General features: G+C 48.3%; 17 protein-coding genes, 1 tRNA gene and 1 pseudogene. 10 read left to right on the top strand and 9 right to left on the bottom strand.

Annotated features, from left to right (window positions below):
* On the top strand, positions 1 to 2,287 hold a 2,287-nt coding region (locus tag ACTHTG_RS11005), incomplete at its 5' end, for a YadA family autotransporter adhesin (protein WP_440360692.1).
* Between the two features lie 155 nt (positions 2,288 to 2,442).
* Entirely contained in the window at positions 2,443 to 5,064 is a 2,622-nt protein-coding gene (gene pepN, locus ACTHTG_RS11000) for an aminopeptidase N (RefSeq protein ID WP_004521024.1), read from the top strand.
* A 151-nt stretch (positions 5,065 to 5,215) separates the two neighbouring features.
* On the opposite strand, the pseudogene ACTHTG_RS10995 reads toward pepN, so the two are convergent.
* The 7 genes and pseudogenes from ACTHTG_RS10995 to ACTHTG_RS10965 all read right to left on the bottom strand — a co-directional run bounded on the left by ACTHTG_RS10995 (position 5,216) and on the right by ACTHTG_RS10965 (position 12,126).
* Positions 5,216 to 6,223 (bottom strand): annotated as a pseudogene (locus tag ACTHTG_RS10995) (IS5 family transposase).
* Between the two features lie 249 nt (positions 6,224 to 6,472).
* Positions 6,473 to 7,600: a trimeric porin PorB gene (porB, locus tag ACTHTG_RS10990; RefSeq protein WP_004521028.1), complete on the bottom strand. Its 1,128-nt coding sequence runs from the start codon at positions 7,598 to 7,600 to the stop codon at positions 6,473 to 6,475.
* A 388-nt stretch (positions 7,601 to 7,988) separates the two neighbouring features.
* Entirely contained in the window at positions 7,989 to 9,002 is a 1,014-nt protein-coding gene (gene ilvC / locus ACTHTG_RS10985) for a ketol-acid reductoisomerase (protein ID WP_004521030.1), read from the bottom strand.
* 60 nt (positions 9,003 to 9,062) lie between these two features.
* Positions 9,063 to 9,356 (bottom strand): putative quinol monooxygenase, encoded by a 294-nt coding sequence (locus ACTHTG_RS10980; protein WP_004521031.1) that lies wholly within the window; start codon positions 9,354 to 9,356, stop codon positions 9,063 to 9,065.
* A gap of 66 nt (positions 9,357 to 9,422) precedes the next feature.
* Positions 9,423 to 9,914 (bottom strand): acetolactate synthase small subunit, encoded by a 492-nt coding sequence (gene ilvN, locus ACTHTG_RS10975; RefSeq protein WP_003748480.1) that lies wholly within the window; start codon positions 9,912 to 9,914, stop codon positions 9,423 to 9,425.
* A 10-nt stretch (positions 9,915 to 9,924) separates the two neighbouring features.
* Complete coding sequence (ilvB, locus tag ACTHTG_RS10970) at positions 9,925 to 11,652, bottom strand: biosynthetic-type acetolactate synthase large subunit (protein WP_004521033.1); 1,728 nt, start codon at positions 11,650 to 11,652, stop codon at positions 9,925 to 9,927.
* Positions 11,653 to 12,041: 389 nt separating this feature from the next.
* Positions 12,042 to 12,126 (bottom strand) — tRNA-Leu (locus ACTHTG_RS10965).
* Positions 12,127 to 12,410: 284 nt separating this feature from the next.
* Between ACTHTG_RS10965 and ACTHTG_RS10960 the strand changes: the two genes are divergently transcribed.
* From ACTHTG_RS10960 to hisD, 4 genes are all read left to right on the top strand, one after another.
* Positions 12,411 to 13,073, top strand: coding sequence for an SCO family protein (locus ACTHTG_RS10960; RefSeq protein WP_003680035.1), 663 nt, complete (start codon positions 12,411 to 12,413; stop codon positions 13,071 to 13,073).
* Between the two features lie 80 nt (positions 13,074 to 13,153).
* Positions 13,154 to 13,807, top strand: a complete 654-nt coding sequence (hisG, locus tag ACTHTG_RS10955; RefSeq protein ID WP_036473098.1) for an ATP phosphoribosyltransferase — start codon at positions 13,154 to 13,156, stop codon at positions 13,805 to 13,807.
* Positions 13,808 to 13,855: 48 nt separating this feature from the next.
* Positions 13,856 to 14,581, top strand: coding sequence for an oxygen-insensitive NADPH nitroreductase (gene nfsA, locus ACTHTG_RS10950; protein ID WP_004521037.1), 726 nt, complete (start codon positions 13,856 to 13,858; stop codon positions 14,579 to 14,581).
* A 71-nt stretch (positions 14,582 to 14,652) separates the two neighbouring features.
* Entirely contained in the window at positions 14,653 to 15,945 is a 1,293-nt protein-coding gene (gene hisD / locus ACTHTG_RS10945; protein WP_039862559.1) for a histidinol dehydrogenase, read from the top strand.
* Positions 15,946 to 16,057: 112 nt separating this feature from the next.
* Here hisD and ACTHTG_RS10940 read toward each other — a convergent pair whose 3' ends face one another.
* Positions 16,058 to 16,939 (bottom strand): prephenate dehydrogenase, encoded by an 882-nt coding sequence (locus ACTHTG_RS10940; RefSeq protein WP_004521039.1) that lies wholly within the window; start codon positions 16,937 to 16,939, stop codon positions 16,058 to 16,060.
* Positions 16,940 to 17,235: 296 nt separating this feature from the next.
* On the opposite strand from ACTHTG_RS10940, the gene ACTHTG_RS10935 reads away from it, so the two are divergent.
* The 4 genes from ACTHTG_RS10935 (at position 17,236) to ACTHTG_RS10920 (ending at position 22,228) form a co-directional block, all read left to right on the top strand.
* The gene (locus tag ACTHTG_RS10935; RefSeq protein WP_440360693.1) at positions 17,236 to 17,730 is read left to right on the top strand and encodes a MarR family transcriptional regulator; all 495 of its coding nucleotides are present in this window, start codon (positions 17,236 to 17,238) and stop codon (positions 17,728 to 17,730) included.
* A gap of 49 nt (positions 17,731 to 17,779) precedes the next feature.
* Positions 17,780 to 19,186, top strand: coding sequence for an efflux transporter outer membrane subunit (locus ACTHTG_RS10930; protein ID WP_004521041.1), 1,407 nt, complete (start codon positions 17,780 to 17,782; stop codon positions 19,184 to 19,186).
* A gap of 223 nt (positions 19,187 to 19,409) precedes the next feature.
* Positions 19,410 to 20,600 (top strand): HlyD family secretion protein, encoded by a 1,191-nt coding sequence (locus ACTHTG_RS10925; protein WP_004521042.1) that lies wholly within the window; start codon positions 19,410 to 19,412, stop codon positions 20,598 to 20,600.
* A 101-nt stretch (positions 20,601 to 20,701) separates the two neighbouring features.
* Complete coding sequence (locus ACTHTG_RS10920; protein ID WP_004521043.1) at positions 20,702 to 22,228, top strand: DHA2 family efflux MFS transporter permease subunit; 1,527 nt, start codon at positions 20,702 to 20,704, stop codon at positions 22,226 to 22,228.
* A 42-nt stretch (positions 22,229 to 22,270) separates the two neighbouring features.
* Here the strand turns inward: ACTHTG_RS10920 and thrB are convergent, their stop codons facing one another.
* Entirely contained in the window at positions 22,271 to 23,188 is a 918-nt protein-coding gene (gene thrB, locus ACTHTG_RS10915; RefSeq protein WP_039862560.1) for a homoserine kinase, read from the bottom strand.
* Positions 23,189 to 23,375 lie beyond the last annotated feature (187 nt).

Below are 23,375 nucleotides of genomic sequence, written 5' to 3'. Positions count from 1 at the left end.
CGGCGTTAAAGCAGGTGATGTCAAACTGACCAAAGACGGATTGAACAACGCCGGCAACAAAGTGACCAACGTAGCCGATGGCGACCTCAATGCCAACAGCAAAGATGCCGTTAACGGCAGCCAACTGTTTGCGACCAACCAAAACGTAGCCAACAACGCCGCCAATATCGCCAAAGGCATCAACTTCGGTGGTACCACCGGCAGCAACAACTACGCATTGGGTGACACCATCAATGTTAAAGGCGACAGCAACATCATCAGCGAAACCGTAGCCGGTGGCGCACAGCTGAAACTGGCCGATGTATTGAATGTCGGTCAAGCGGCTCCGGTGAAAATCGATGGCGACAAAGGTGAAGTCAGCGGCTTGAGCAATACGACTTTGGGTGGCAATGATTTTGCCCAAGGTAAACGTGCAGCGACCGAAGAGCAGCTGAATGCGGCCCAAGATCAGTTGGTGAATGTATTGGGTGGCAATGCGGCCAATAATGGCGGCAACATCAGCATGACCGATATTGGCGGTACTGGTGAGAACAATATCCACGATGCAATCAAAGCCGTTAATGCAACTGCCAATCTGCCTTTGACTTTCGGCGGCGACAGTGGCAAAGACGTTGAACGCAAACCGGGTACGAAGCTAAATATTGTTGGCGGTCAAACCGATGCAGCCAAACTTTCAGACGGCAATATCGGCGTTGTAGCGAATGGTTCTGATAAGTTGGAAGTCAAATTGGCTAAAGACTTGGCAGTTGACAGCGTGAAAGCCGGCGATACCACAGTCAATACTGACGGCGTGAAAGTTGGCGATGTCAATCTGACTAAAGCCGGTTTGAACAACGGCGGCAACAAGATTACCAATGTTGCAGCCGGTACCGATGATACTGATGCGGTGAATGTTGCTCAGTTGAACAAAGCTGCGGCTGCGGCTAAGACTGAAGTCGTTCAAGGCGATAACATTGTTGTTACTCAGGATGTCGGTGCCAATGGCCAAACCATTTACAAAGTGGCTACCGATAAAAACCTGAAAGTCGACAGCGTTACCGCAGGCGATACCGTGATGAATAATGACGGTGTGAAAGTCGGCGATGATGTTGCATTGAACAAAGACGGCTTGAAAGCAGGTGATGTGAACCTGACTAAAGCTGGCTTGAACAATGGCGGCAATAAGATTACCAACGTTGCGGCCGGTACGGATGACACCGATGCAGTCAATGTTTCCCAACTGAAACAAGCTGCGGAGGCATCTAAGACTGAAGTCGTTCAAGGTAAGAACATCGTTGTGACGGAAAAAACAGGTGACAAAGGTCAGACTGTTTATGAAGTTGCTACCGATAAAGACTTGGACGTTGACAGCGTGAAAGCCGGTGATACTACTGTCAACAATGATGGTGTGAAAGTTGGTGATGACGTTGCATTGAACAAAGACGGCTTGAAAGCAGGCAAGGTAAACCTGACTAAAGACGGCTTGGACAATGCGGGCAACAAAGTAACCAACGTAGCAGATGGCGATCTCAATGCCAACAGCAAAGATGCCGTCAACGGCAGCCAGTTGTACGCAACCAACCAAAACGTAGCCAACAACGCCGCGACGATTGCCAAAGGCATCAACTTCGGCGGTACGACCGGTAGCAACAACTATGCGTTGGGCAATACCATCAACGTTAAAGGCGACAGCAACATCATCAGCGAAACCGTAGCCGGTGGCGCTCAACTGAAGTTGGCTGACGAGATTAGCGTGAAGACAGTGAATGCCGATACCTTCAAAGCAGGCGATACTGTGATGAACAATGACGGCGTGAAAGTTGGCGATAAAGTTGCATTGAACAAAGACGGTCTGACCGCAGGCAATACCGTGGTCAACAACGATGGCGTAACCATCGCTGCACCGACTGAAAGCAATCCGAACAACCAAGTCAAATTGTCTCCTGTCGGTCTGAACAACGGCGGCCAACGCATTACCAACGTGGCTCCGGGTAAAGACGGTACAGACGCGGCAAACGTGAACCAGTTGATTGGCTTGGGCAACGAATTGCAAAACAACATCAACCAAGTAGGTAAGAAAGCCTACGCGGGTGTGGCCGGTGCGATTGCCCAAGGCTCGATTCCGCAAGTAACCCGTCCGGGTGCGACCGGTATCGGTGTCGGCAGCGGCTACTACGGTGGTCAGTCTGCCATGGCCATCGGCGTGTCTGCGATGAGCGACGGCGGCAACTGGATTGTCAAAGGCAACTTCTCGGCCAATACCGACGGTCATGTCGGTGTCGGTGCCGGTGCGCTGTATCAGTGGTAAGTTGGCAATGACAGGCAACTAGATTTGCTGCCTGAATAGGGAGGCCGTCTGAAATTTTAGGTTTCAGACGGCCTTTTTTTCTGAAAACACTTGAATTTAGGCTATCTGAAACGATATGCTTCATCTATTTACCGCATGACTCTGAAAGAGAACAAATGAGCAAAACCATCCATTATTTGAAAGACTACGCCGCGCCAGCGTACCGTATTCTGAAAACCGACCTGCATTTCGATATTTTAGAACCGCAAACCATCGTCAAATCTAGTCTGACCGTTCAACCTGAAAGAGCAGGGGAGCCATTGGTATTGGATGGTTCGGCAAAACTGCTGTCTGTGAAAGTAAACGGCCGGGTCGTAGATTATGTGTTGGAAGACGAAAAACTGACGATTGCCGGCGTGCCGTCTGAAAACTTCACGCTGGAAGTAGAAACCGAAATTTTGCCGGCTGAGAACAAATCGCTGATGGGTCTGTATGCTTCCGGTGGCAATCTGTTTACCCAATGCGAACCGGAAGGTTTCCGCAAAATTACTTTCTACATCGACCGTCCGGATGTCATGTCTAAATTTACCACCACCATCGTTGCAGACAAAAAACGCTATCCGGTGTTGCTGTCTAACGGCAATAAAATTGATGGCGGCGAGTTTTCAGACGGCCGTCACTGGGTGAAATGGGAAGACCCGTTTGCCAAACCGAGCTATCTCTTTGCTTTGGTGGCAGGCGATTTGGCGGTAACGGAAGATTATTTTACAACCATGAGCGGCCGTAAGGTCAAAATCGAGTTCTACACCACTGAGACAGACAAACCTAAAGTCGGTTTTGCCGTGGAATCGTTGAAAAATGCGATGAAATGGGACGAGATACGTTTTGGCTTGGAATACGACTTGGATATTTTCATGGTCGTTGCCGTGGGCGATTTCAATATGGGCGCAATGGAAAACAAAGGTTTGAATATTTTCAACACCAAGTTTGTGCTGGCCAACAGCCGTACCGCGACCGATACCGACTTTGAAGGCATCGAATCTGTTGTCGGCCACGAATATTTCCACAACTGGACGGGCAACCGCGTGACCTGCCGCGATTGGTTCCAATTGTCGCTGAAAGAAGGTTTGACCGTTTTCCGCGATCAAGAGTTTTCCGGCGACCGGGCCAGCCGTGTGGTACGCCGTATCGACAATGTCCGTATGCTGCGCTTGTTCCAATTCCCAGAAGATGCAGGCCCGACTGCGCATCCTGTCCGCCCGGCCAGCTATGAAGAGATGAACAACTTCTACACCATGACCGTCTATGAAAAAGGTGCGGAAGTAGTGCGCATGTATCACACCTTGCTCGGAGAAGAGGGCTTCCAAAAAGGCATGAAGTTGTATTTCCAACGCCACGACGGTCAGGCTGTGACTTGTGATGATTTCCGTGCCGCAATGGCAGACGCAAACGGTATCAATCTTGATCAGTTTGCCTTGTGGTACAGCCAAGCCGGTACGCCGGTTTTAGATGCTCAAGGCCGTCTGAAAGATGGAGCGTTTGAATTGACGATCAAACAAACTATTCCGGCTACGCCCGATATGGCGGACAAACAGCCGATGATGATTCCGGTCAAAACCGGTTTGCTGAATGAAAAAGGCGAAGCGGTTGAGTTTGAATATCAAGGTAAACGGGTGAAAGAGGCGGTTTTGGTATTGACTGAAGCCGAGCAGACTTTTGTATTGGGCGGCGTCAATGAGCCGGTTATCCCGTCTCTGCTGCGTGATTTCTCTGCGCCGATTACCTTGAACTATCCGTACAGCGAGCAAGAATTGGCCACTTTACTGGCGGCAGATGAAAATGAGTTTGCCCGTTGGGAAGCTGCTCAAACCTTGTACCATCGCGCCATTAACGCCAACCGTCAGGCATTGGCGGAAGGCCGTCCTTTGCCGGAACATAAAGCATTGATGGATGCTTTGGCTTTGGTGGTTTCCGGTGATTTTGATCCGGCATTCCGTGCCATTTTGCTGCAAATGCCGTCTGAAACCGATGTATGGGCGGAAGAAGAAAATATTGACCCTATTCAGGTTCATCAAGCGCGAGAAGCCTTGCTCAATGCTGTTGCCGTCAAGTTCCTGCCTCAATGGCGCGAGCTGAACCGTCAAGCTGCCGAGCAAGAAAACCAGGCTGATGCTGCTGTTCGTTATGAATACAGCCCGGAATTGGCCGGCTGGCGCACTTTGCGCAATGCTTGCAGGGCATTTATCCTTCGTGCTGACGCAGCGCATATCGAACACGTTGCGGAAAATTACGAGGCAATGGCGCAAAACATGACACACGAATGGGGTATCTTATCCGCAATCAACAGCAATGAAAGCGAAATTCGCGATCGTTTGTTGACGAAATTTGCCGATAAATTCGCCGATGATGCCTTAGTAATGGACAAATACTTTGCTCTGATTGCTTCAAGCCGCCGCAAAGATACTTTACAGCAAGTTCAGACGGCCTTGAGTCATCCTAAGTTCAGTATTGAAAACCCGAACAAGGCCCGTTCTTTGTTGATCAGTTTCAGCCGCAATATTCCACATTTCCATGCAGAAGATGGCAGCGGCTACCGCTTTGTAGCCGATAAAGTGATGGAAATCGACCGTTTTAATCCGCAAGTTGCTGCTCGACTGGTGCAGGCTTTCAACATCTGCAACAAATTGGAAGCCAACCGCAAAGCCGTCATGACCAAAGAATTGCAACGAATCCATGCACAAGAAGGTTTGTCCAAGGATGTGGGCGAGATTGTCGGTAAGATTTTGAATGAAAAATAAAGCCTGAGACCTTTGCAAAATTCCTTTTCCCCAACAGCCGAAACCTAAATAAAGGTTTTCGGCTGTTTTTGTTTCACATATCCACTGATTCTACTCAAATACCCCCTTAATCCTCCCCGGACACCCGATAATCAGGCATCCGGGCCGCCTTTTAGGCAGCAACAGGCGCACTTAGCCTGTTGGCGGCTTTCAATAGGTTCAAACACATCGCCTTCAGATGGCTTTGTGCACTCACTTTGAGCAGACCGAAATAGGCTGCCCGCGCATAGCGGAATTTACGGTGCAGCGTACCGAAACTTTGTTCGACCACATAACGGGTCTTCGACAAATATCGGTTGCGTTTGGTTTGCGCTTCCGACAGCGGATGTTTGCGGTGGGCTTTGCGCATAATGCCGTCCAGCAACCGATGTTCTTCCAGATGTTGCCGGTTTTCCTCACTGTCATAGCCTTTGTCGGCATAGACGGTCATATCTTTGGGCAGTTCTTCCAACAAAGGCGACAGGTGTTTGCACTCATGGGCATTGGCGGGGGTAATGTGCAGTTTCTCGATATAGCCTTCCGCATCGGTACGGGTATGTTGTTTGTAACCGAGTTTGTAGAGGCCGTTTTTCTTTGTTCAGCGGGCATCTTTATCTTTACTCGGTGTGGTTTGACCGCTGACTTGTCCTTCTTCATCGACTTCTATGGCCTGGCGCTGTTTGCTGCCGGCGGTCTGAATAATGGTGGCATCAACGACGGCGGCGGATGCTTTCTCTACTTTTAGGCCTTTTTTGGTCAATTGTCGGTTAATCAGTTCCAACAGTTCGGACGGGGTGTCGTCTTGCGCCAGCCAGTTGCGGTAGCGGCATAAGGTGCTGTAATCGGGGATGCTTAGTTCGTCAAAGCGGCAAAACAGGTTGAAATCGATGCGGGTGATGAGGCTGTGTTCGAGTTCGGGATCGGAGAGGCTGTGCCATTGTCCGAGCAGGATGGCTTTAAACATGGATAGCAGTGGATAGGCGGGACGGCCGCGGTGGTCTCGGAGGTAACGGGTTCTTTGACGATTCAGGTACTGTTCGATCGGCTGCCAATCAATCACTTGATCCAACTTCAATAGTGGGAAACGGTCGATGTGTTTGGCAATCATGGCTTGGGCGGTTTGCTGAAAGAAGGTGCTCATGAGAAATCCCCTAAATGTCTTGGTGGGAATTTAGGGGATTTTGGGGAATTTTGCAAAGGTCTCAGCCTGTCTGTTGACCTTATTGTAATCTAGCAATAAGGATAGATAGCTTAAAGGCCGTCTGAAACCGATTGGTTTCAGACGGCCTTTTTCATATGTCAATGCTTAAATTAATTTTCGTTGAGGGTAGAGAATAGAATAAAAAAAGAGCCTGCATAAAACAGGCTCTTTTTCATACTAATCCGAAGATTAGAATTTGTGACGCAGGCCAACCAAACCAGAGATGGTTTCAACTTTGTGAGGACCAGACTCAGCACCACGCAACCAGCCGGCAGAAACCAAAGCAGTAGTGCGTTTAGAGAAGTCGTAGTCAGCACCAACGATAACTTGGTCGTATTGAGTGCCTTTCAGTTTTTCGCCGTCAACTTTAGCTTTGAAGCCGTGAGCGTAAGAAACGCGAGGAGTTACGTTACCAGCGCGGTAAGCGGCAGTAGCAGCAACTTCGATAGTTTCAGCAGGACGGCTGTCCAAGCCAGCAGCAGTACCGAATACTACGTTAGAAGCGTTAGTACCGGCAGCACGCATAGCAGAAGTTACAACACCGTTAGATTGGGCTTGAGCGTAATCACCCAAAGTTTCCCAGTTTTTAGCGTATTGACCAGCTACAGATACGAACAGGTTGTTAGCATCGTAACCACCTACCAAGCGGTGTACGTGACCGTCTTTTTCAGAAACGGCGTTTTTACGGAAACCACCGGCGTATTGACCGAAGAAGCCAGAGTTTTCGTAGTTCAGGCCAGCGTAGTAAGTGTCACGGGTAGCGTCGTTGTGAGTGTATTTGTCAGAAGGGTTAGCATTGTCACGAGGAGTATATTGTACGCTTGCGCTGAAACCTGAGAATACAGGGCTGTCGTAACGTACAGAAACTGCACGTTCGTCAACACGAGTAAATACAGACATATTCAAAGCGCCGTTGCTGCTTTCCCATTGGTCAACATTGTCACTAGTATTTTTAACAGTAGAGTCCAGTTTACCAGCACGAACTTTACCGAAGCCACCTTCCAAACCGATGAAAGATTCGCGAGAAGCCCACTCTTTGTCGCCACCGGCGATAGAAGTGTTTTGTTCAACTTGCCAGATGGCATTCAGGTTGTTACCCAAGTGTTCGTGGCCTTTAAAGCCGATACGTGAGCCGAAGTCAGCGATTTCAGTAGCAGTTTTAGAGCTTTTCTCGTGACCCAGTTTAGCAGCAGTTTGTTCACCCAATTTTACTTTGGATACTTCAACACCGGCTTTAATTTGACCGTACAAAGTTACGTCAGCCATAGCTGCAACAGGCAGAGCCGCCAGAGTCAAGGCAATCAGAGATTTTTTCATTGCTGTTTTCCTTTTTTAAGTGTGAAGAAGCGAGCATTCGTTCTTCTTATTACGATATCGTTCTCTTTCAACGATTCCATGACCATAATATAAAGGTTATGGCCTAGGAAAACAAATTTTCCTCTTGTTTTGAGTGATTTTTGCAGGGAAACGTTGTTTTTTACAGACAGGGTGGAAGCATAAGGCGGTCTTTTATTTTGGTAATGTGTTTTTCTAAAAGGGAATTTCGGGATAGCTATAAAATATGGGGTATAAAATTAGGTTGTGAATATTGTTTATCGTGTTTTCAGACGGCCTTGGTAATTGGAATTTATCGTGTACTGGGTTTGCAAATATATAAAAAACCTGCCTGATTGCTCGGGCAGGTTTTATTTGATCGAAAGACAGATTAGTTTTTGTCTTGGTCAACCAGTTTGTTTTTGGCAATCCAAGGCATCATAGAACGCAGTTGAGCGCCGACTTTTTCAATTTGGTGATCAGCGGTCAGACGGCGACGTGCTGTCATGCTGGCATAGTTGACGGCACCTTCTTGGATGAACATTTTAGCGTATTCGCCGGTTTGGATGCGTTTGAGGGCATTGCGCATGGCTTCGCGGGATTTGTCGTTGATGACTTCGACGCCGGTTACGTATTCGCCGTACTCTGCATTGTTGGAAATGGAGTAGTTCATGTTGGCGATGCCGCCTTCGTAAATCAGGTCAACAATGAGCTTCATTTCGTGCAGGCATTCGAAGTAGGCCATTTCTGGGGCGTAGCCTGCTTCAGTCAGGGTTTCGAAGCCGGTTTTGATCAATTCAACCACGCCGCCGCACAATACGGCTTGTTCGCCGAAGAGGTCGGTTTCGGTTTCTTCGCGGAAGTTGGTTTCAATCACGCCGCCTTTGGTACCGCCGTTGGCTGCGGCGTAAGACAGGGCGATGTCACGTGCTTTGCCGCTTTTATCTTGGTAAACGGCGATCAGGGAAGGTACGCCGCCGCCTTTCAGGAATTCGCTGCGTACGGTGTGGCCTGGGCCTTTAGGGGCAACCATGATAACGTCGAGGTCGGCGCGGGGTACGATTTGGTTGTAGTGTACGTTGAAGCCGTGAGCGAACGCCAATACTGCGCCTTCTTTCAAGTTAGGCTCGATTTCGTTTTTGTATACGATAGGTTGGTTTTCGTCAGGCAACAGAATCATTACAACGTCGGCTGCTTTGGTTGCTTCAGCAACAGTGCGCACGTCGTGGCCGGCTGCTTCGGCTTTTTTCCAAGAGCCGCCTTGGCGCAGACCGATTACGACATTTACGCCGGAATCTTTCAGGTTTGCTGCGTGTGCGTGACCTTGTGAACCGTAACCGATGATGGCAACGGTTTTGCCTTTGATCAGAGAGAGGTCAGCGTCTTTATCGTAATAAACTTGCATTTTATTTCCTTAGTGTAAGAGGGTTCCGGATAATCCGGGTTGAGTTAAAAGTAATAGGGGTTAAGCGGGGACTTGGTTCATCAAGACGATTTCCAGTGTTTCGGTTTTTCCTTCGATGGATTTGACGAAGTTTTGGAAATGTTCGCTGGCATTGTGTTCGTCAATAGCTGCTTGGGATTTCCAGCTTTCTACGAATACGAAACGGTTGGGTTTGCCGATTTCTTGGTGCAGGTCGTAGCTGATGTTGCCTTCTTCTGCACGGCTGGCTTTAACCAATTCTTTAAACTGGGCAGCCAGAGCCTCGGTGTATTCGGGTTTGACGGTAACTAATGCAACGATTTGGATGCTTGACATGTTTGTCTCCTACTGTTTTTCAGACGGCCTTTATAGAAAGTAAAAGGCCGTCTGAACGATACAGCGTCAAATTTTCAAAATACGCTCGCCACGACCGATGCCGGCTGCGCCTGTGCGGACGGTTTCCAAAATTTGAGCACGGCCGACTGTTTCGAGGAAAGAGTCGAGTTTTTCGGTAGAGCCTGTGATTTCGATGGTATAGCTGCGGTCTGTTACATCAATAACGCTGCCGCGGTAGATTTCGGTCAATCGCAGGAATTCATCGCGGTCTTTGCCGACGGCGCGGACTTTTACCAACATCAGTTCGCGTTCGACAAAACGGCTTTCGTTCAAGTCAACCACTTTGACAACTTCAATCAGTTTGTTGAGTTGTTTGGTGATTTGCTCGATGACGTGCTCATCGCCGTGGGTAACAATGGTCATACGGGACAAGGTTTTGTCTTCGGTTGGGGCTACGGCCAGGGAGTCGATGTTGTAATCGCGTGCGGAGAACAAACCTACCACACGGCTCATCGCACCTGATTCGTTTTCCATCAGAATAGATAAGATATGTCGCATTTCTTTCTCCTTACGCTTTTGCAATATCGCGCATATGCGGCGGCAGAACCATTTCATCCAAACCTTTGCCGTTGCCGACCATAGGCAGTACGTTTTGTTTCTTGTCTGTCAAAAAGTCGAGGAATACCAAACGGTCTTTTTGGTTTAATGCTTCCAACAAGGCGCCTTCGACGTCGGATTTCTTGTCCACACGGATGCCGATATGGCCGTAGGATTCGGCCAGTTTGACAAAGTCGGGCAATGAATCGAAATAGGTTTCCGATTCGCGGTTGCCATAATACAGCTCCTGCCATTGGCGAACCATACCCAAATAGCCATTGTTTAATGTAACGACATTGATGGGGACATTATATTGGAAGCAGGTGGACAGCTCTTGGATATTCATTTGAATAGAGCCCTCGCCTGTGATACAGAAGACGTCTTGTTCCGGAGCCGCCAGTTTGGCACCGAGGGCGTAAGGCAGGCCTACACCCATCGTACCCAGACCGCCGGAATTGAGCCATTGGCGGGGACGCTCGAATGGATAATATTGAGCGGCAAACATTTGGTGTTGGCCAACGTCGGAAGTAATAATGGCTGAGTTTTTGGTAATTTCTGCCAGTTTTTGAACAACGTATTGCGGTTTAATGATTTCGCTGTCGTTTTCAAACCACAGGCAGTTGTGCGAACGCCATTCTTCGATGGTTTTCCACCATTTGTCCAATGAGTCGGCTGAAGGCGCAGTTTCTTGTTTGCCCCACAGATGAATTATTTCGGTCAATACGTTTTTGACATCGCCGACAATCGGAATGTCCACTTTAACGCGTTTGGCAATGCTGGACGGGTCGATGTCGATATGGATGATTTTTTTGGGTTTGTCCAAGAATTTTGACGGTACGGAAACAACGCGGTCGTCAAAGCGCGCGCCGATTGCCAAAACGACGTCTGCATTTTGCATCGCCAAATTGGCCTCGTAGGTACCGTGCATGCCCAACATGCCCAAGAATTGGCGGTCGCTGGAAGGGTAAGCACCCAAACCCATTAATGTGCCGGTACAGGGTACGCCGGTCATGCGGATAAATTGGGTCATTTCCTCGGAGGCATTGCCCAATACCACGCCGCCGCCGAAGTAAACGATGGGGCGTTTGGCAGAAGCCAGCATTTGTACGGCTTTTTTAATTTGGCCGATGTGACCTTGTACAACCGGTTGGTAGGAGCGGATAAAGATGTCTTCTTGTGGATAGCTGAATTTGGCCATCGCTTGAGTAACATCTTTAGGAATATCGACGACAACGGGGCCCGGACGGCCGCTGGCGGCAATTTGGAAGGCTTTTTTAATCGTATCAGCCAGCTCGCCAATATTGGTAACCAGGAAGTTGTGTTTGACACAAGGGCGGGTAATGCCGACCGTATCCACTTCTTGGAACGCATCTGTACCGATGAGGGAATTGCCCACTTGGCCGCTGATGATGACCAGGGGGATGGAATCGCTGTACGCGGTAGCAATGCCGGTCAATGCGTTGGTTACGCCCGGGCCGGAAGTTACCAAGGCCACGCCGACTTTGCCGCTGACGCGGGCATAGGCATCTGCCGCATGTACGGCTGCCTGCTCATGGCGGGTCAGAATGTGCTTGAATTTGTTGAGTTGGAAAATGGCATCGTAGATTTCGATAACCGCACCACCGGGATAGCCGAATACGTATTCAACACCTTCGGCTTTGAGACTTTGCACGACGATTTGTGCGCCTGATAATTGCATATTGACCTCTTTTATGCGGTTTCTAACCAATAGGAACAATCCGCCTCACCACAGCACCTGTAATGCAATTCCATCAAGCAGCGATTTAGGGTACGCGCATTGAGGGAATACGGCGACAGTCAGACTGTCCAAACAATTGGAAAGGAACACAGAGTTTGTGAAAAAGAGTAGAAAAGATAACGCAAACCGACTGTTCAATCAAGATAAAATCTTTCATCTTTTAACATTTGAAACGGGAAAATAGATTGAAGGTTGATTTTAAAGAAATAAAAAAACTGTTTTATTGATCTTGATGTGGATGGATTGTTGACAGTTTGAGTAAGGAGAAGGTTTTTGCAAATGAAAAATAGCAAAAAACCTCTTGACTGAATCAAGAGGTTTTTTAAATTTGGTGCCCAGGGTCGGACTCGAACCGACACACCTTGCGGCGGGGGATTTTGAGTCCCCTGCGTCTACCAATTTCGCCACCTGGGCTAGCGAAGAAGTCGTCATTATAGCGAGTTCTCGAATCTTGTAAAGCAGTAATTGAAAAAAAATCGGATTATTTTTATATTTGTTTGATTTTTAATGAATTAAACTTTTTGTGTTTGATGGTTATCTAAATGGGAGGCAGATTTTTAAAACAAAAAAAGCAGTATTTATCTGCAAAAAGGGCTACATTTAATGTGTTAAACGCGTTAATATGAAGATGTTTTGTTTTTATATCGGCCGGGCGGTTGTTTGGCCTCACTTATTTGAAACGGTTTTGGAGAAAATTTATGCTTTCCGTCACACGAACTTTCTTACTCAGTGCTTTTGCATTGGCTGCTCTGGCTGCTTGTCAGCCTAAAGAGGAGGCCAAGGAGGCTTCTTCGACACCTGCCGCTTCTGCTGCGCCTGCTGCTTCCGGTGAGTCAGCACCCAAAGTGCAAGCGCGTGGTACCGATATGCGCAAAGAAGACATTGGCGGCGACTTTACATTGACCGATGGCGACGGCAAACCTTTCAGCCTGAGCGATTTGAAAGGCAAAGTGGTCATCCTGTCTTTCGGTTATACCCACTGTCCTGACGTATGCCCAACCGAGTTGCTGACTTACAGCGATACTTTGAAACAATTAGGCGATCAGGCTAAAGACGTGAAAGTGGTATTTGTCAGCATCGACCCTGAGCGCGATACGCCTGAAGTAATCGGCAAATACGCAAAACAGTTCAACCCTGATTTTATCGGCCTGACGGCTACCGGCGATCAAAGCCTGCCTGTCATCAAACAGCAATACCGTGTGGTATCGGCTAAAGTCAACCAAAAAGAAGACAGCGAAAACTATTTGGTTGACCACTCTTCAGGTGCATATTTGATTGATAAAAACGGCGAAGTGGCGATTTTCTCGCCTTACGGCAGCGAGCCGGAAACGATTGCAGCTGATGTGAAAACTTTATTGTAAAACCGTAGTTGGGGCCGTCTGAAATGGGTTGTGGATTTCAGACGGCCTTCTTGCTTTTGATACGGCAAAGGAAAAGAAAAATGACCGACACACTTTTAACGATTGCTTTATCCAAGGGGCGAATTTTTGAGGAAACCCTGCCGCTGTTGGCTGCTGCAGGTATTGTGCCTGCGGAAGAGCCGGAAAAATCGCGCAAGCTGATTATTGGTACGAATCATGACAATATCCGTTTGGTAATTGTACGTGCGACCGACGTGCCGACTTATGTGCAATATGGTGCGGCGGATTTCGGTATTGCCGGTAAGGACGTGCTGATCGAGCATGGCGGAGATGGCCTGTATCAACCTTTGGATTTGCACATTGCCTCATGCCGCATGATGGTTGCGGTTAAAAAAGGTTTTGATTACGCCGCTGCATCCAAACCCGGCAGCCGCTTGCGGATTGCCACCAAATATCCCGACATTGCCGCCGAACACTTTGCCGACAAGGGTGTGCATGTGGATATCATCAAACTGTACGGCTCGATGGAGCTTGCGCCTTTGGTCGGTCTGAGCGACGCGATTGTCGATTTGGTTTCCAGCGGCAATACATTGAAGGCCAATGGTTTGGAAGCTGTGGAACATGTGGCTGATATTTCCAGCCGCTTGGTGGTCAACAAGGCGGCGTTGAAAACCAAATATGCGCTGTTGAATCCGATTATTCAGGCATTTGAAAATGCCGCTAAGGCCGTCTGAAAAGTTTTTGGCAAAAGTTGTCTGCCAACCCAGTTTGAAAGCCCTGTCATGATGCAAAGCAAACCGACACTCGATACGATTCTTTCCCATCGTTCCATCCGCAGGTTTACTTTCGAACCGATTGCCGATGAAATCCTCAATACGCTGGTTCGCGCCGGACAACAGGCCTCAACTTCTAACAATCTGCAATGCGTTTCTATAATCCGTGTCTCCGACCTTGTGCTGAGGCAGGAAATACATGAAGCGGCAGGAAGTGCGCCTTATATTGTCCATTGTGCAGAATTTTTATTGTTTTGCATCGATTTTTCCAAACACAAGGCAATGTTTCCCGATGCGCAAATTGATTGGGCGGAAGTAACCCTGATTGGCGCGGTCGATGCAGGCATTATGGCGCAAAACGTATTGCTTGCCGCCGAATCACTTGGGCTGGGTGGCGTGTATATCGGTGCGCTGCGTAATAATGCACAAAAAGTATCGGACGTATTGAACCTGCCGGATTATTGCGTGCCTTTGGTGGGGCTGTGCCTCGGTTATCCTGACCAAGACCCACCGCTCAAGCCGCGCCTGCCTAAGGAAATGGTGTATGCCGAAAACGCCTGTCCGAGCCTGAATGCCGAGGCGGTTGAAGCTTATAATCAGGCAGTGGCGGATTATTATGAGTTGCGCAAGGGCAGTCCTATACCTTGGAAGGAATCGCTGGCCAAAACCTTGGGTAATCCTGTGCGGCCGCATATGTTGGCGTTTTTGCAGAAAAAAGGCTTTTTGAAAAGATAATGTTCAGACGGCCTGTGTGTGGCTGGTGCCGTCTGAAAACAATAGGAACGAAACAAGGAAGAGAGCAAACCATGAAGAAACTCGACACCCAATCCCCTGATTTTCAAGCCGAACTCAAAGCACTGCTTGCTTTTGAAACCGCGCAAAACCCTGAAATTGACCGTATTGTTGCCGACATCTGCGCCGATGTTCAAAAACGCGGCAATGCGGCGCTGATTGAATATACCAACCGCTTTGACGGCACATCCGCTCAAATCATCGATGATTTAATCCTGACGCAAGACGATTTGCAGTCTGCGTTTGAGCGTTTGCCCGAAAACATTCAGACGGCCTTGAAAACGGCTGCGAGACGGGTGGAAAGCTACCATAAACACCAAAAAATGGAGTCGTGGACTTACGAAGACGAAGACGGCACGCTTTTGGGTCAACAGATTACACCGCTTGACCGTGTCGGTATTTATGTTCCGGGCGGTAAAGCCGCTTATCCGAGTTCCGTCATCATGAACGCCATGCCTGCCCACGTTGCCGGCGTGAAAGAAATCATCATGGTCGTTCCCACTCCGAAAGGCGAGCGCAACGATATCGTGTTGGCGGCTGCTTTTGTGGCCGGTGTAACCAAAGTATTTACGGTCGGCGGCGCGCAGGCGGTTGCGGCTTTGGCTTATGGTACGGAATCTGTGCCTCAGGTCGATAAGATTACCGGCCCGGGCAATGCTTTTGTCGCTGCGGCCAAACGACGCGTGTTCGGCGTGGTCGGTATCGATATGGTGGCAGGGCCGTCTGAAATTTTGGTGATTGCCGATGGTACGACGCCTGCCGATTGGGTGGCCATGGATTTGTTCAGTCAGGCAGAACACGATGAAATTGCACAAGCGATTTTGATCGGTACTTCTCAAGCGTATTTGGACGAAGTTCAGACGGCCATGAACCGTTTGATCGAAACCATGCCGCGCCGTGCGATTATTGAAGCTTCATTGGGCAACCGCGGTGCAATGATTTTGGCTAAAGATTTGGACGAAGCCTGTGAAATCGCCAACTATATTTCTCCCGAACACTTGGAATTGTCGGTCGAAAATCCGCAAGAGTGGGCGAAAAAAATCCGCCATGCCGGCGCTATTTTCATGGGACGCTATACCAGTGAAAGCCTTGGCGACTATTGCGCAGGCCCCAACCACGTTTTGCCGACCAGCCGCACGGCGCGTTTCTCTTCTCCTTTGGGAACATATGATTTCCAAAAACGCTCCAGTCTGATTCAGGTTTCAGAACAAGGTGCGCAGAAGTTGGGCAAAACCGCCAGCGTGTTGGCGCATGGCGAAAGCTTGACCGCGCACGCCAGAGCGGCTGAGTTCCGTTTGAAAGACTGAGTGAAACGTTGGTTAAAGTCGTAAGAAATCAAAAAAAGGGCATCTTAACAGATGCCCTTTTTATTGTGATGAAGGTTTGGTCGATAAGGCATCAGGCCGTCTGAAAACAGGGTTAACGGTTTTTCAGCCAGTCATTACGCATTTGTGCGGCTTCTTCAAAATAGCGGTAAAGCTCGGTTTTGTTGCCTTCTGAAAGGAGTTGTTCCAATTTGGATAATTGTTCTTTCAAGTCGCCGGTCAGTTTGAGCAGGGCAGGGCGGTTGGCCATGCAGATGTCTGTCCAAACGGCAGGGTGGCTGGAAGCAATGCGGGTAAAGTCGCGAAAGCCGGTGGCGGCATAGGGGAGGTAGTCTTTGCCGTGCGGATGGTCGAACAAAGCGTGGACATAGGCAAAGGCGGTCAAGTGCGGCAAGTGGGAAACAGCGGCAAAAATATTGTCGTGTTCTTCGGCGCTCATGGTGAAAATCTGCGAACCAACCGCCTGCCACAGGCTTTTCAACCGTCTTAGGCCGTCTGAAGCCTCGTGGCCGTGCAAGGTAATAATCAGGCGGCTGTTTTGAAACAAACCGCAACGCGCGGATTTTGCGCCGCTTTGATCCGAACCGGCAATCGGGTGGGCGGCAAAACATTGCGGCAGGCGCTCGGACAAGTGGGTGCGGAAGGCATTTAGTGCCGATTGTTTGGTGCTGCCGACATCGGAAACGCAGGCCGTTTCTTTTAAGAAAGGCTTGATGTCGCGGCATACGTCAGGCAGGACGGAGACTGGTGTGGCAATCAAAACCAAATCGGCATTGCCGATGCTTTCGGCGCAAATATTCGGATAGGCATGGTCGATGATGCCGCATTCGAGTGCGTAATTTAGGTTGTCGGCATTGGTGTCGATGCCGGTAACGGTTTGCACCAGTCCCAAGCGTTTGAGGTCGAGCATGAACGAACCGCCGATTAAACCGACGCCGATAAGGGTGATATGGGGAAAAAAGGCGGAAGTGTTCATGGTTTGAATCCGGTTTAAGTGGAAAAGCTTATTTTAATCCGTTATGGAGGCCGTCTGAAAGTTGTCATCAAGGTTTCAGACGGCCTTTTTTATGGTCGAATTTTCATGATTTAGGCATAGAAAACTCCGTTTAGTAGGAGCATGTAACCGATTATCAGATTTTCATACACTAAAATAATCATCTGAATTAGTATAACGTCTTAAAGTAAGTAATTGGTATCTTAAAGTAAATTATTACATCATATTTTATTTTGATTGATATCGAATAAAATAATTCACTCAGAAAGAAGGAATTTATGAGTTTTTCACAAACCGAATTAGTCAACGCAATGCGTTTGCTTTCTACCCGTCTGCCGCAGTTTCCGGAGCAGCAAAACCAAGTATCCCGCATGTTGCGCATTGTAACCGAACGTTTGAGTAGCCATTTGAACGAAAACCTGAAAGCGTTCGGCATCAATGAAAACCTGTGGTTTTCCCTGATGGCGGTTTACGTCAGCCCAAACAGCGAAATCCTGCCTTCGCGCTTGAGCGACTTGATGGACTTGACGCGCACCAGTGCAACACGCCTGTCGGACGACATGGTTGAGCGCGGCTGGGTAGAGCGTTATATCAATCAGAAAGACCGCCGTCAGATTGTGCTAAAATTGACCCCTTCGGGTGAGACCTTCATCCACGAAGTATGGCCGCAAATTGCCCGTCAGAGCGGCCAGGCGTGGGAAGATTTCATGAAAGAGGATTATGATACGCTGCAACACCTGTTGGGTAAACTGTTGAACCGTTTGGGCAATTGACAACAGACGGCCTGATGGTCTGCGGCAGGCACACATAAACGGAGTCTGTATGAAATTAGGTTTGGTCAAATCAAGCGTATGCGTTGCCGCTGTTTCGTTGTTGGCGGCGTGTGCGCCGTTCGGCAAACAGTCGCCTTTGGATGAGACAACAGCCTATCCGCTGCCGCAAGGCCAATCTGCCGCTACTGCCCAAGACGGCTGGTGGATGAAGCTGAAAGATAAAAAATTAAACAATTTGATTGCTTCCGCCATTCAGACGTCTACCAATCTGCGTGTCGTCAAGGCAAGGTTTGAGCAGGCTCAGGCGCAGCTGGGCGTTGTAGGAGCCGCAAACAAACCGCAAGTCGGCTTGGGTGTAACCGGTATCGGTACCTATGTTTCACCCAAACCTCAAGCCGGTATGGTCGATACTGACCATACATTGGTTTTGGCGCACGCAGCCTTACAAGGCAGTTTGGTTTTCGACTTTTGGGGTAAAAACCGAGAGCAGATTCAAGCTGTTTTAGGAAAAAGCAGGGCTGCGGTGTATGAAGCTCATCATATCCGCACCGAGTTGGCTCACGCCGTTGCCGCCCAATATTTTGCGTGGCAGATGGCGACAGAACAATTGGCTTTGTTGGATACGCGTATAGAGCTGGCGGATAAAGCATTGAAACTGATGCAACAACGCGTTAAAGCGCAGCTGGCTCCTGCCGATGCCTTGCACGCTCTGGAAATGGCGCAACAGCAATTACAGCTTGAAAAATCGGCATGGACTCAGAAAAATGAGAAAATCCGCAACAGTCTGGCTGTATTGACCGGCCGTGTACCGGGTGTATTAAATGGACAGATTCCGGAAAAAATGGCGGCTGTGCCGTCATCGCCGGTTAGCCGTATTGAGGCGGATTTGCTGGCGGCCCGCCCCGATATCGCGGCGCAAAAAGCCTTGCTTGAGGAGAAATGGCATATCGTCAAATCGACCGAAGCAGAGTTTTACCCGAATATCGAATTAAAAGTTTTGGCAGGGATGACGCACATTGATGCGTTCAATCTGATTCGCGGACGGACATCCGGTATGTTGGGCATTGTTCCGGCTTTGAATCTGCCATTGTTTACTTCCGGCGCGCTGCAGTCCAAATTGGCGGGCAAACGCGCCCAATATAACGAGCAGGTTGCCGTGTATGACCAAACCGTTTTGAACGCCATGCGTTCGGCGGCAGATGCTGTAGTCGACTATCAAAGCCTGAAAAGCCGACAAGATACTTGGAATAAGATGGTCAATATTGCCGATAAATCTGTGCAAAATGCGAAAGGACGTGTTCGTGCAGGTTTGGATAACGGCTTGACCGCTTTGCAAAAACAAGACGAAGCTGCGCGTACAAAAATGTCGGCGGTTCAATACCATGCAGAATATCTGACAGCTTGGAGTAACCTCAATGCCCAGTTGGGTGGAGGCTTTAAATTAAATAAGAAATAAACGTTTTATTAAAACGTAGGCCGTCTGAAAGTGATTTCAGACGGCCTTTTGCTTACCTTATTTACATTTGCTACCGGAAGAAATTATTGTAATGAATAGAGTGTAACTATAAAATATGACCCTTTAGCGCGTTAAACGCTCGTATTGGGGCTGATGGTATAAGTCAGCTACCCAGCAAGACAATAATATCGTTATCACATGTGCAGAATTAAAGTTAGGACTTATGGATACTCAATCGGAAAAAAATAATGTCCAAAAAGAACCGGAAGTAGTCGCTTCCGGCGCTAAAACGCATCGCAAACGCAATTTGGTTATCGTTACACTCCTATTCCTTATTGCGGCAGCAGGAGTCGCTTTGGCGTATTTCCTGTTTTGGCAGCATGAAGAAGAAACGGAAGATGCTTATGTGGCCGGTCATTTGGTGATGATTACGCCGCAGGTGAACGGCACGGTGCGCAAAGTCATGTATGACGATACGGATGTCGTGAAAAAAGGCGATGTGTTGGTGGCTTTGGACGATAGCGATTTTCAGCTGGCATACGATCGCGCACAAAATGAATTGATTCAGGCCATCCGTCAAAACAAACAGCAAACTGCGGTCAATTCAAAAGCCAAAGCGCAAGTGTTGTTGCGCAAAGCCGATTTGGCCCGTGCGCAAGCCGATTTGCGCCGCCGCGAATCTTTGGCGGGTACGGAAGCGGTTTCCGGAGAAGAACTCAGCCATGCCCGTGCCGCTGTGGTTCAGGCTCAGGCTGCATTGAAAGCGGTTGAGGCGGAAGAAGTTTCCGCTCAGGCAGCGTTGGGCAGCAATATTCCTCTGCGCCAACAACCGGCAGTTCAGACGGCCATCAGCCACATCAAAGACGCTTGGCTGAATTTGCAACGTACGCAAATCCGTTCGCCGATTAGCGGCCAAATTGCCAAACGTAATGTCCAAGTCGGCCAACGTATCGTACAAGGTACGCCGATGATGGCTGTTGTGCCTCTGTCTGAATTGTGGGTGGATGCCAACTTTAAAGAATCGCAACTGCGCAAAATGAAAATCGGCCAGCCTGTTGAAATGACAGCCGATTTGTACGGCAGCAAAGTGGTTTACCATGGCAAGGTAATGGGCTTGTCAGCCGGTACGGGCAGCGCGTTCTCATTACTGCCGGCACAAAACGCAACGGGCAACTGGATTAAAGTTGTGCAACGTGTGCCGGTGCGTATCAGTTTGGATGCCAAAGAATTGCAACAAAATCCGCTCCGTGTTGGTTTGTCGATGACTGTTAAAGTCGATATTGCCGAGAAGGGCAGCGGTAAAGCCATGACTGCCGAAGCGGAACAAAATACTGCCTTGCCGGAAACGGAAAGTGTGGATTGGAAAGCCGCCGATGCTTTAGTCGATAAAATCTTCGAGCAATACGCAAAATAATCTTTTCAGACGGCCTGAGTCTTTTATTGAAGGCTCAGGCCGTCTGAAATATTGATTCTCTTCAATCGACCGCTTTGGCGGTTGTCTTATAGTTTAAAAATATGAATTATCCGCCGTTACAAGGGTTTAAGCTGGTGTTGGCAACTTTGGCGCTCAGCTTGGCCGTATTTATGGAAGTCTTGGACAGCACCATCGCCAACGTCGCTGTGCCTGTTATTGCAGGGGATTTAGGTGCGGCTACCACGCAGGGGACTTGGGTGATTACCTCATTTGCCGTAGCCAATGCCATTTCCGTTCCCTTGACAGGTTTTTTGGCCAAGCGGTTTGGCGAGGTCAAAATCTTTATCGCCGCTGTGATCGGGTTTGTCGTAACGTCATGGCTGTGCGGTATGGCACATAATCTTCAAGCCTTGGTTTTTTTCCGTGTATTGCAAGGTTTCATTGCCGGGCCATTGATTCCCTTGTCCCAAAGCCTGTTGATGGCTTCTTATCCGCCTGAAAAACGAACATTGGCACTGGCCTTATGGGCAATGACCGTCGTTGTTGCTCCTGTATTGGGACCGATTCTAGGCGGTTGGATTTCGGACAACTGGCATTGGGGATGGATTTTCTTTATCAATATCCCAATCGGGATTTTATCCGCCTCCATTGCTTGGAAACAGCTTAGACACAGGGAAACCGAAATCGTCAGGGCGCCAATCGATTATGTCGGGCTGGTGTTGATGATTGTCGGTGTCGGCGCATTGCAAATGATGCTTGATAGGGGCAAGGAATTGGACTGGTTTGCCTCAGGAGAGATTATCGTTTTGGGCGTTACCGCTTTGGTGTTCCTGACATATTTTATTGTTTGGGAGCTGGGCGAGAAATACCCGATTGTCGATTTGTCATTGTTTAAAAATAGAAACTTTACGATAGGTGTTGTTGCGACATCCTTGGGCTTCATGGTTTATATGGGTACATTGACCCTGTTGCCTTTAGTGTTGCAATCAAATCTTGGCTATACCGCTACTTGGGCAGGTTTGGCTGCTGCACCGGTGGGCTTCCTGCCGATTATTTTATCGCCGATTATCGGTAAGTTTGGTAATCGCGTCGATATGCGTCTGTTTGTCAGTGCCAGCTTCTTGGTGTTTGCCTACACATTCCATTGGCGAACCGATTTCTATGCCGGAATGGATATGAGCAACGTTGTTTGGCCGCAGTTTTGGCAGGGTTTAGGCGTAGCCATGTTCTTCCTGCCTTTGACCAGTATTACCTTGTCGCATATGAAGGGCAACCAAATTGCCTCGGCCAGTAGCTTGTCTAATTTCTTGCGTGTCTTTATGGGTGGTGTCGGAGTATCTGTTGTCAGCACCATGTGGGAACGACGCGAAGCTCTACACCATACTCAACTGACCGAACATGTTAACTTGTTGTCCTCAATCAGTAACCAATCTATTCAAGGCATGATGGCCAATGGCCTGAGCAAAGAGCAAGCCCTGGCTGCGATAAATAGTACTATTTCCCAACAAGGCTTTATTATTGGTTCAAATGAAATCTTCTTGGCAGGCAGTATCATATTCATCAGTATGATCCCCATTATTTGGTTGGCAAGACCTCCGTTTAGCGGTTCCGGCGGGGGAGGGCATTAGATAAAAGGCCGTCTGAATTTCAGACGGCCTTTTATCTATATATTATTTAAGACTCAATAGTAGATCCCTAAATGCATTTGGATCTTTAATAAACGTCATTTCTCCTGATTGAGGGAAATGGAAATCAAGCAGGCGCGATACCCAGAAACGAATACATCCGGCTCTTTGTGCAGTAGGGAAATATGCACGTTCTTCATCAGATAATGGACGTACACTTTCATAGCCATGGAGAAAAGCATCATAAAGGACAGGGTCTAATTTGTTATCAGCTGTTCGTGCCCAATCGTTAACCGCAATTGCCAGGTCGTACATGAAATTACCGTTGCACGCATAATAGAAATCGATAAAACCGGAAACTTCATCTCCGTTAAGCAATACATTATCCTTAAATAAATCGGCATGGATAATACCGGAAGGTAAGTGCTCTCCTAGATTTTTATCTAAAGCAGTAATTTCAGATTGAAGCAGTTTGGCATCTTCGCTATCTAAAACCGGGAGCAACTGGGTGCAGGCATCATGCCACCAGCCATCATAACGGGGATTTTTCATTTTTAAAGGAAAATCTTGGCCGGCTAAATGCATTTTGGCCAACATCGCACCAGTGTGGAAACATTGTGCCTCAGTCGGCCAGCCGGTATCGGAGCCATTCAAACAAGTTACCAAGCAAGCAGGTTTTCCGGCTAACATAGAATGCAGTCCGCCATCTTTACGAGCAATCGGAGCGGCGCAGGCAACGCCATTTTGGCTCAAGTGTTGGTTTAGCTCTAAAAAGAAAGGTAGTTCCTCTGATTTTAAAACCTCAAAAACAGTCAACACATAACGACCGGTTGAGGTAGTCAGAAAATAATTACTGTTAGTAATTCCTTGAGCAATCCCCTGCAAAGAGACAAAATCTCCCAAATCATATTGCAGCAAGAAATCGCGCATTTGAGCGTCGGAAACACTGGTATAGACAGACATAGCAAACTCGAAGCTGATATAAAGGATCAAAGAAACATCATACCAAAAAACAAGCGGCAACAATATAAATTAAAGCGAAGGTCAAATTCAAAAGGCCGTCTGAGACCAAAATTTCAGACGGCCTTTAGTTTGTATTTTTTTGTATGTATGGATAGTGTGGGAGTTTGATAGTATTTTTTTAGAAATA

The sequence above is a fragment of the Neisseria sp. P0017.S009 genome (genome assembly GCF_051957375.1).
In the GTDB taxonomy this organism is placed as follows: Bacteria; Pseudomonadota; Gammaproteobacteria; order Burkholderiales; family Neisseriaceae; genus Neisseria; species Neisseria perflava.
The sequence above is the reverse complement of the archived record's forward strand: the minus strand, read 5'-3'. Positions and strand labels throughout refer to the sequence as shown.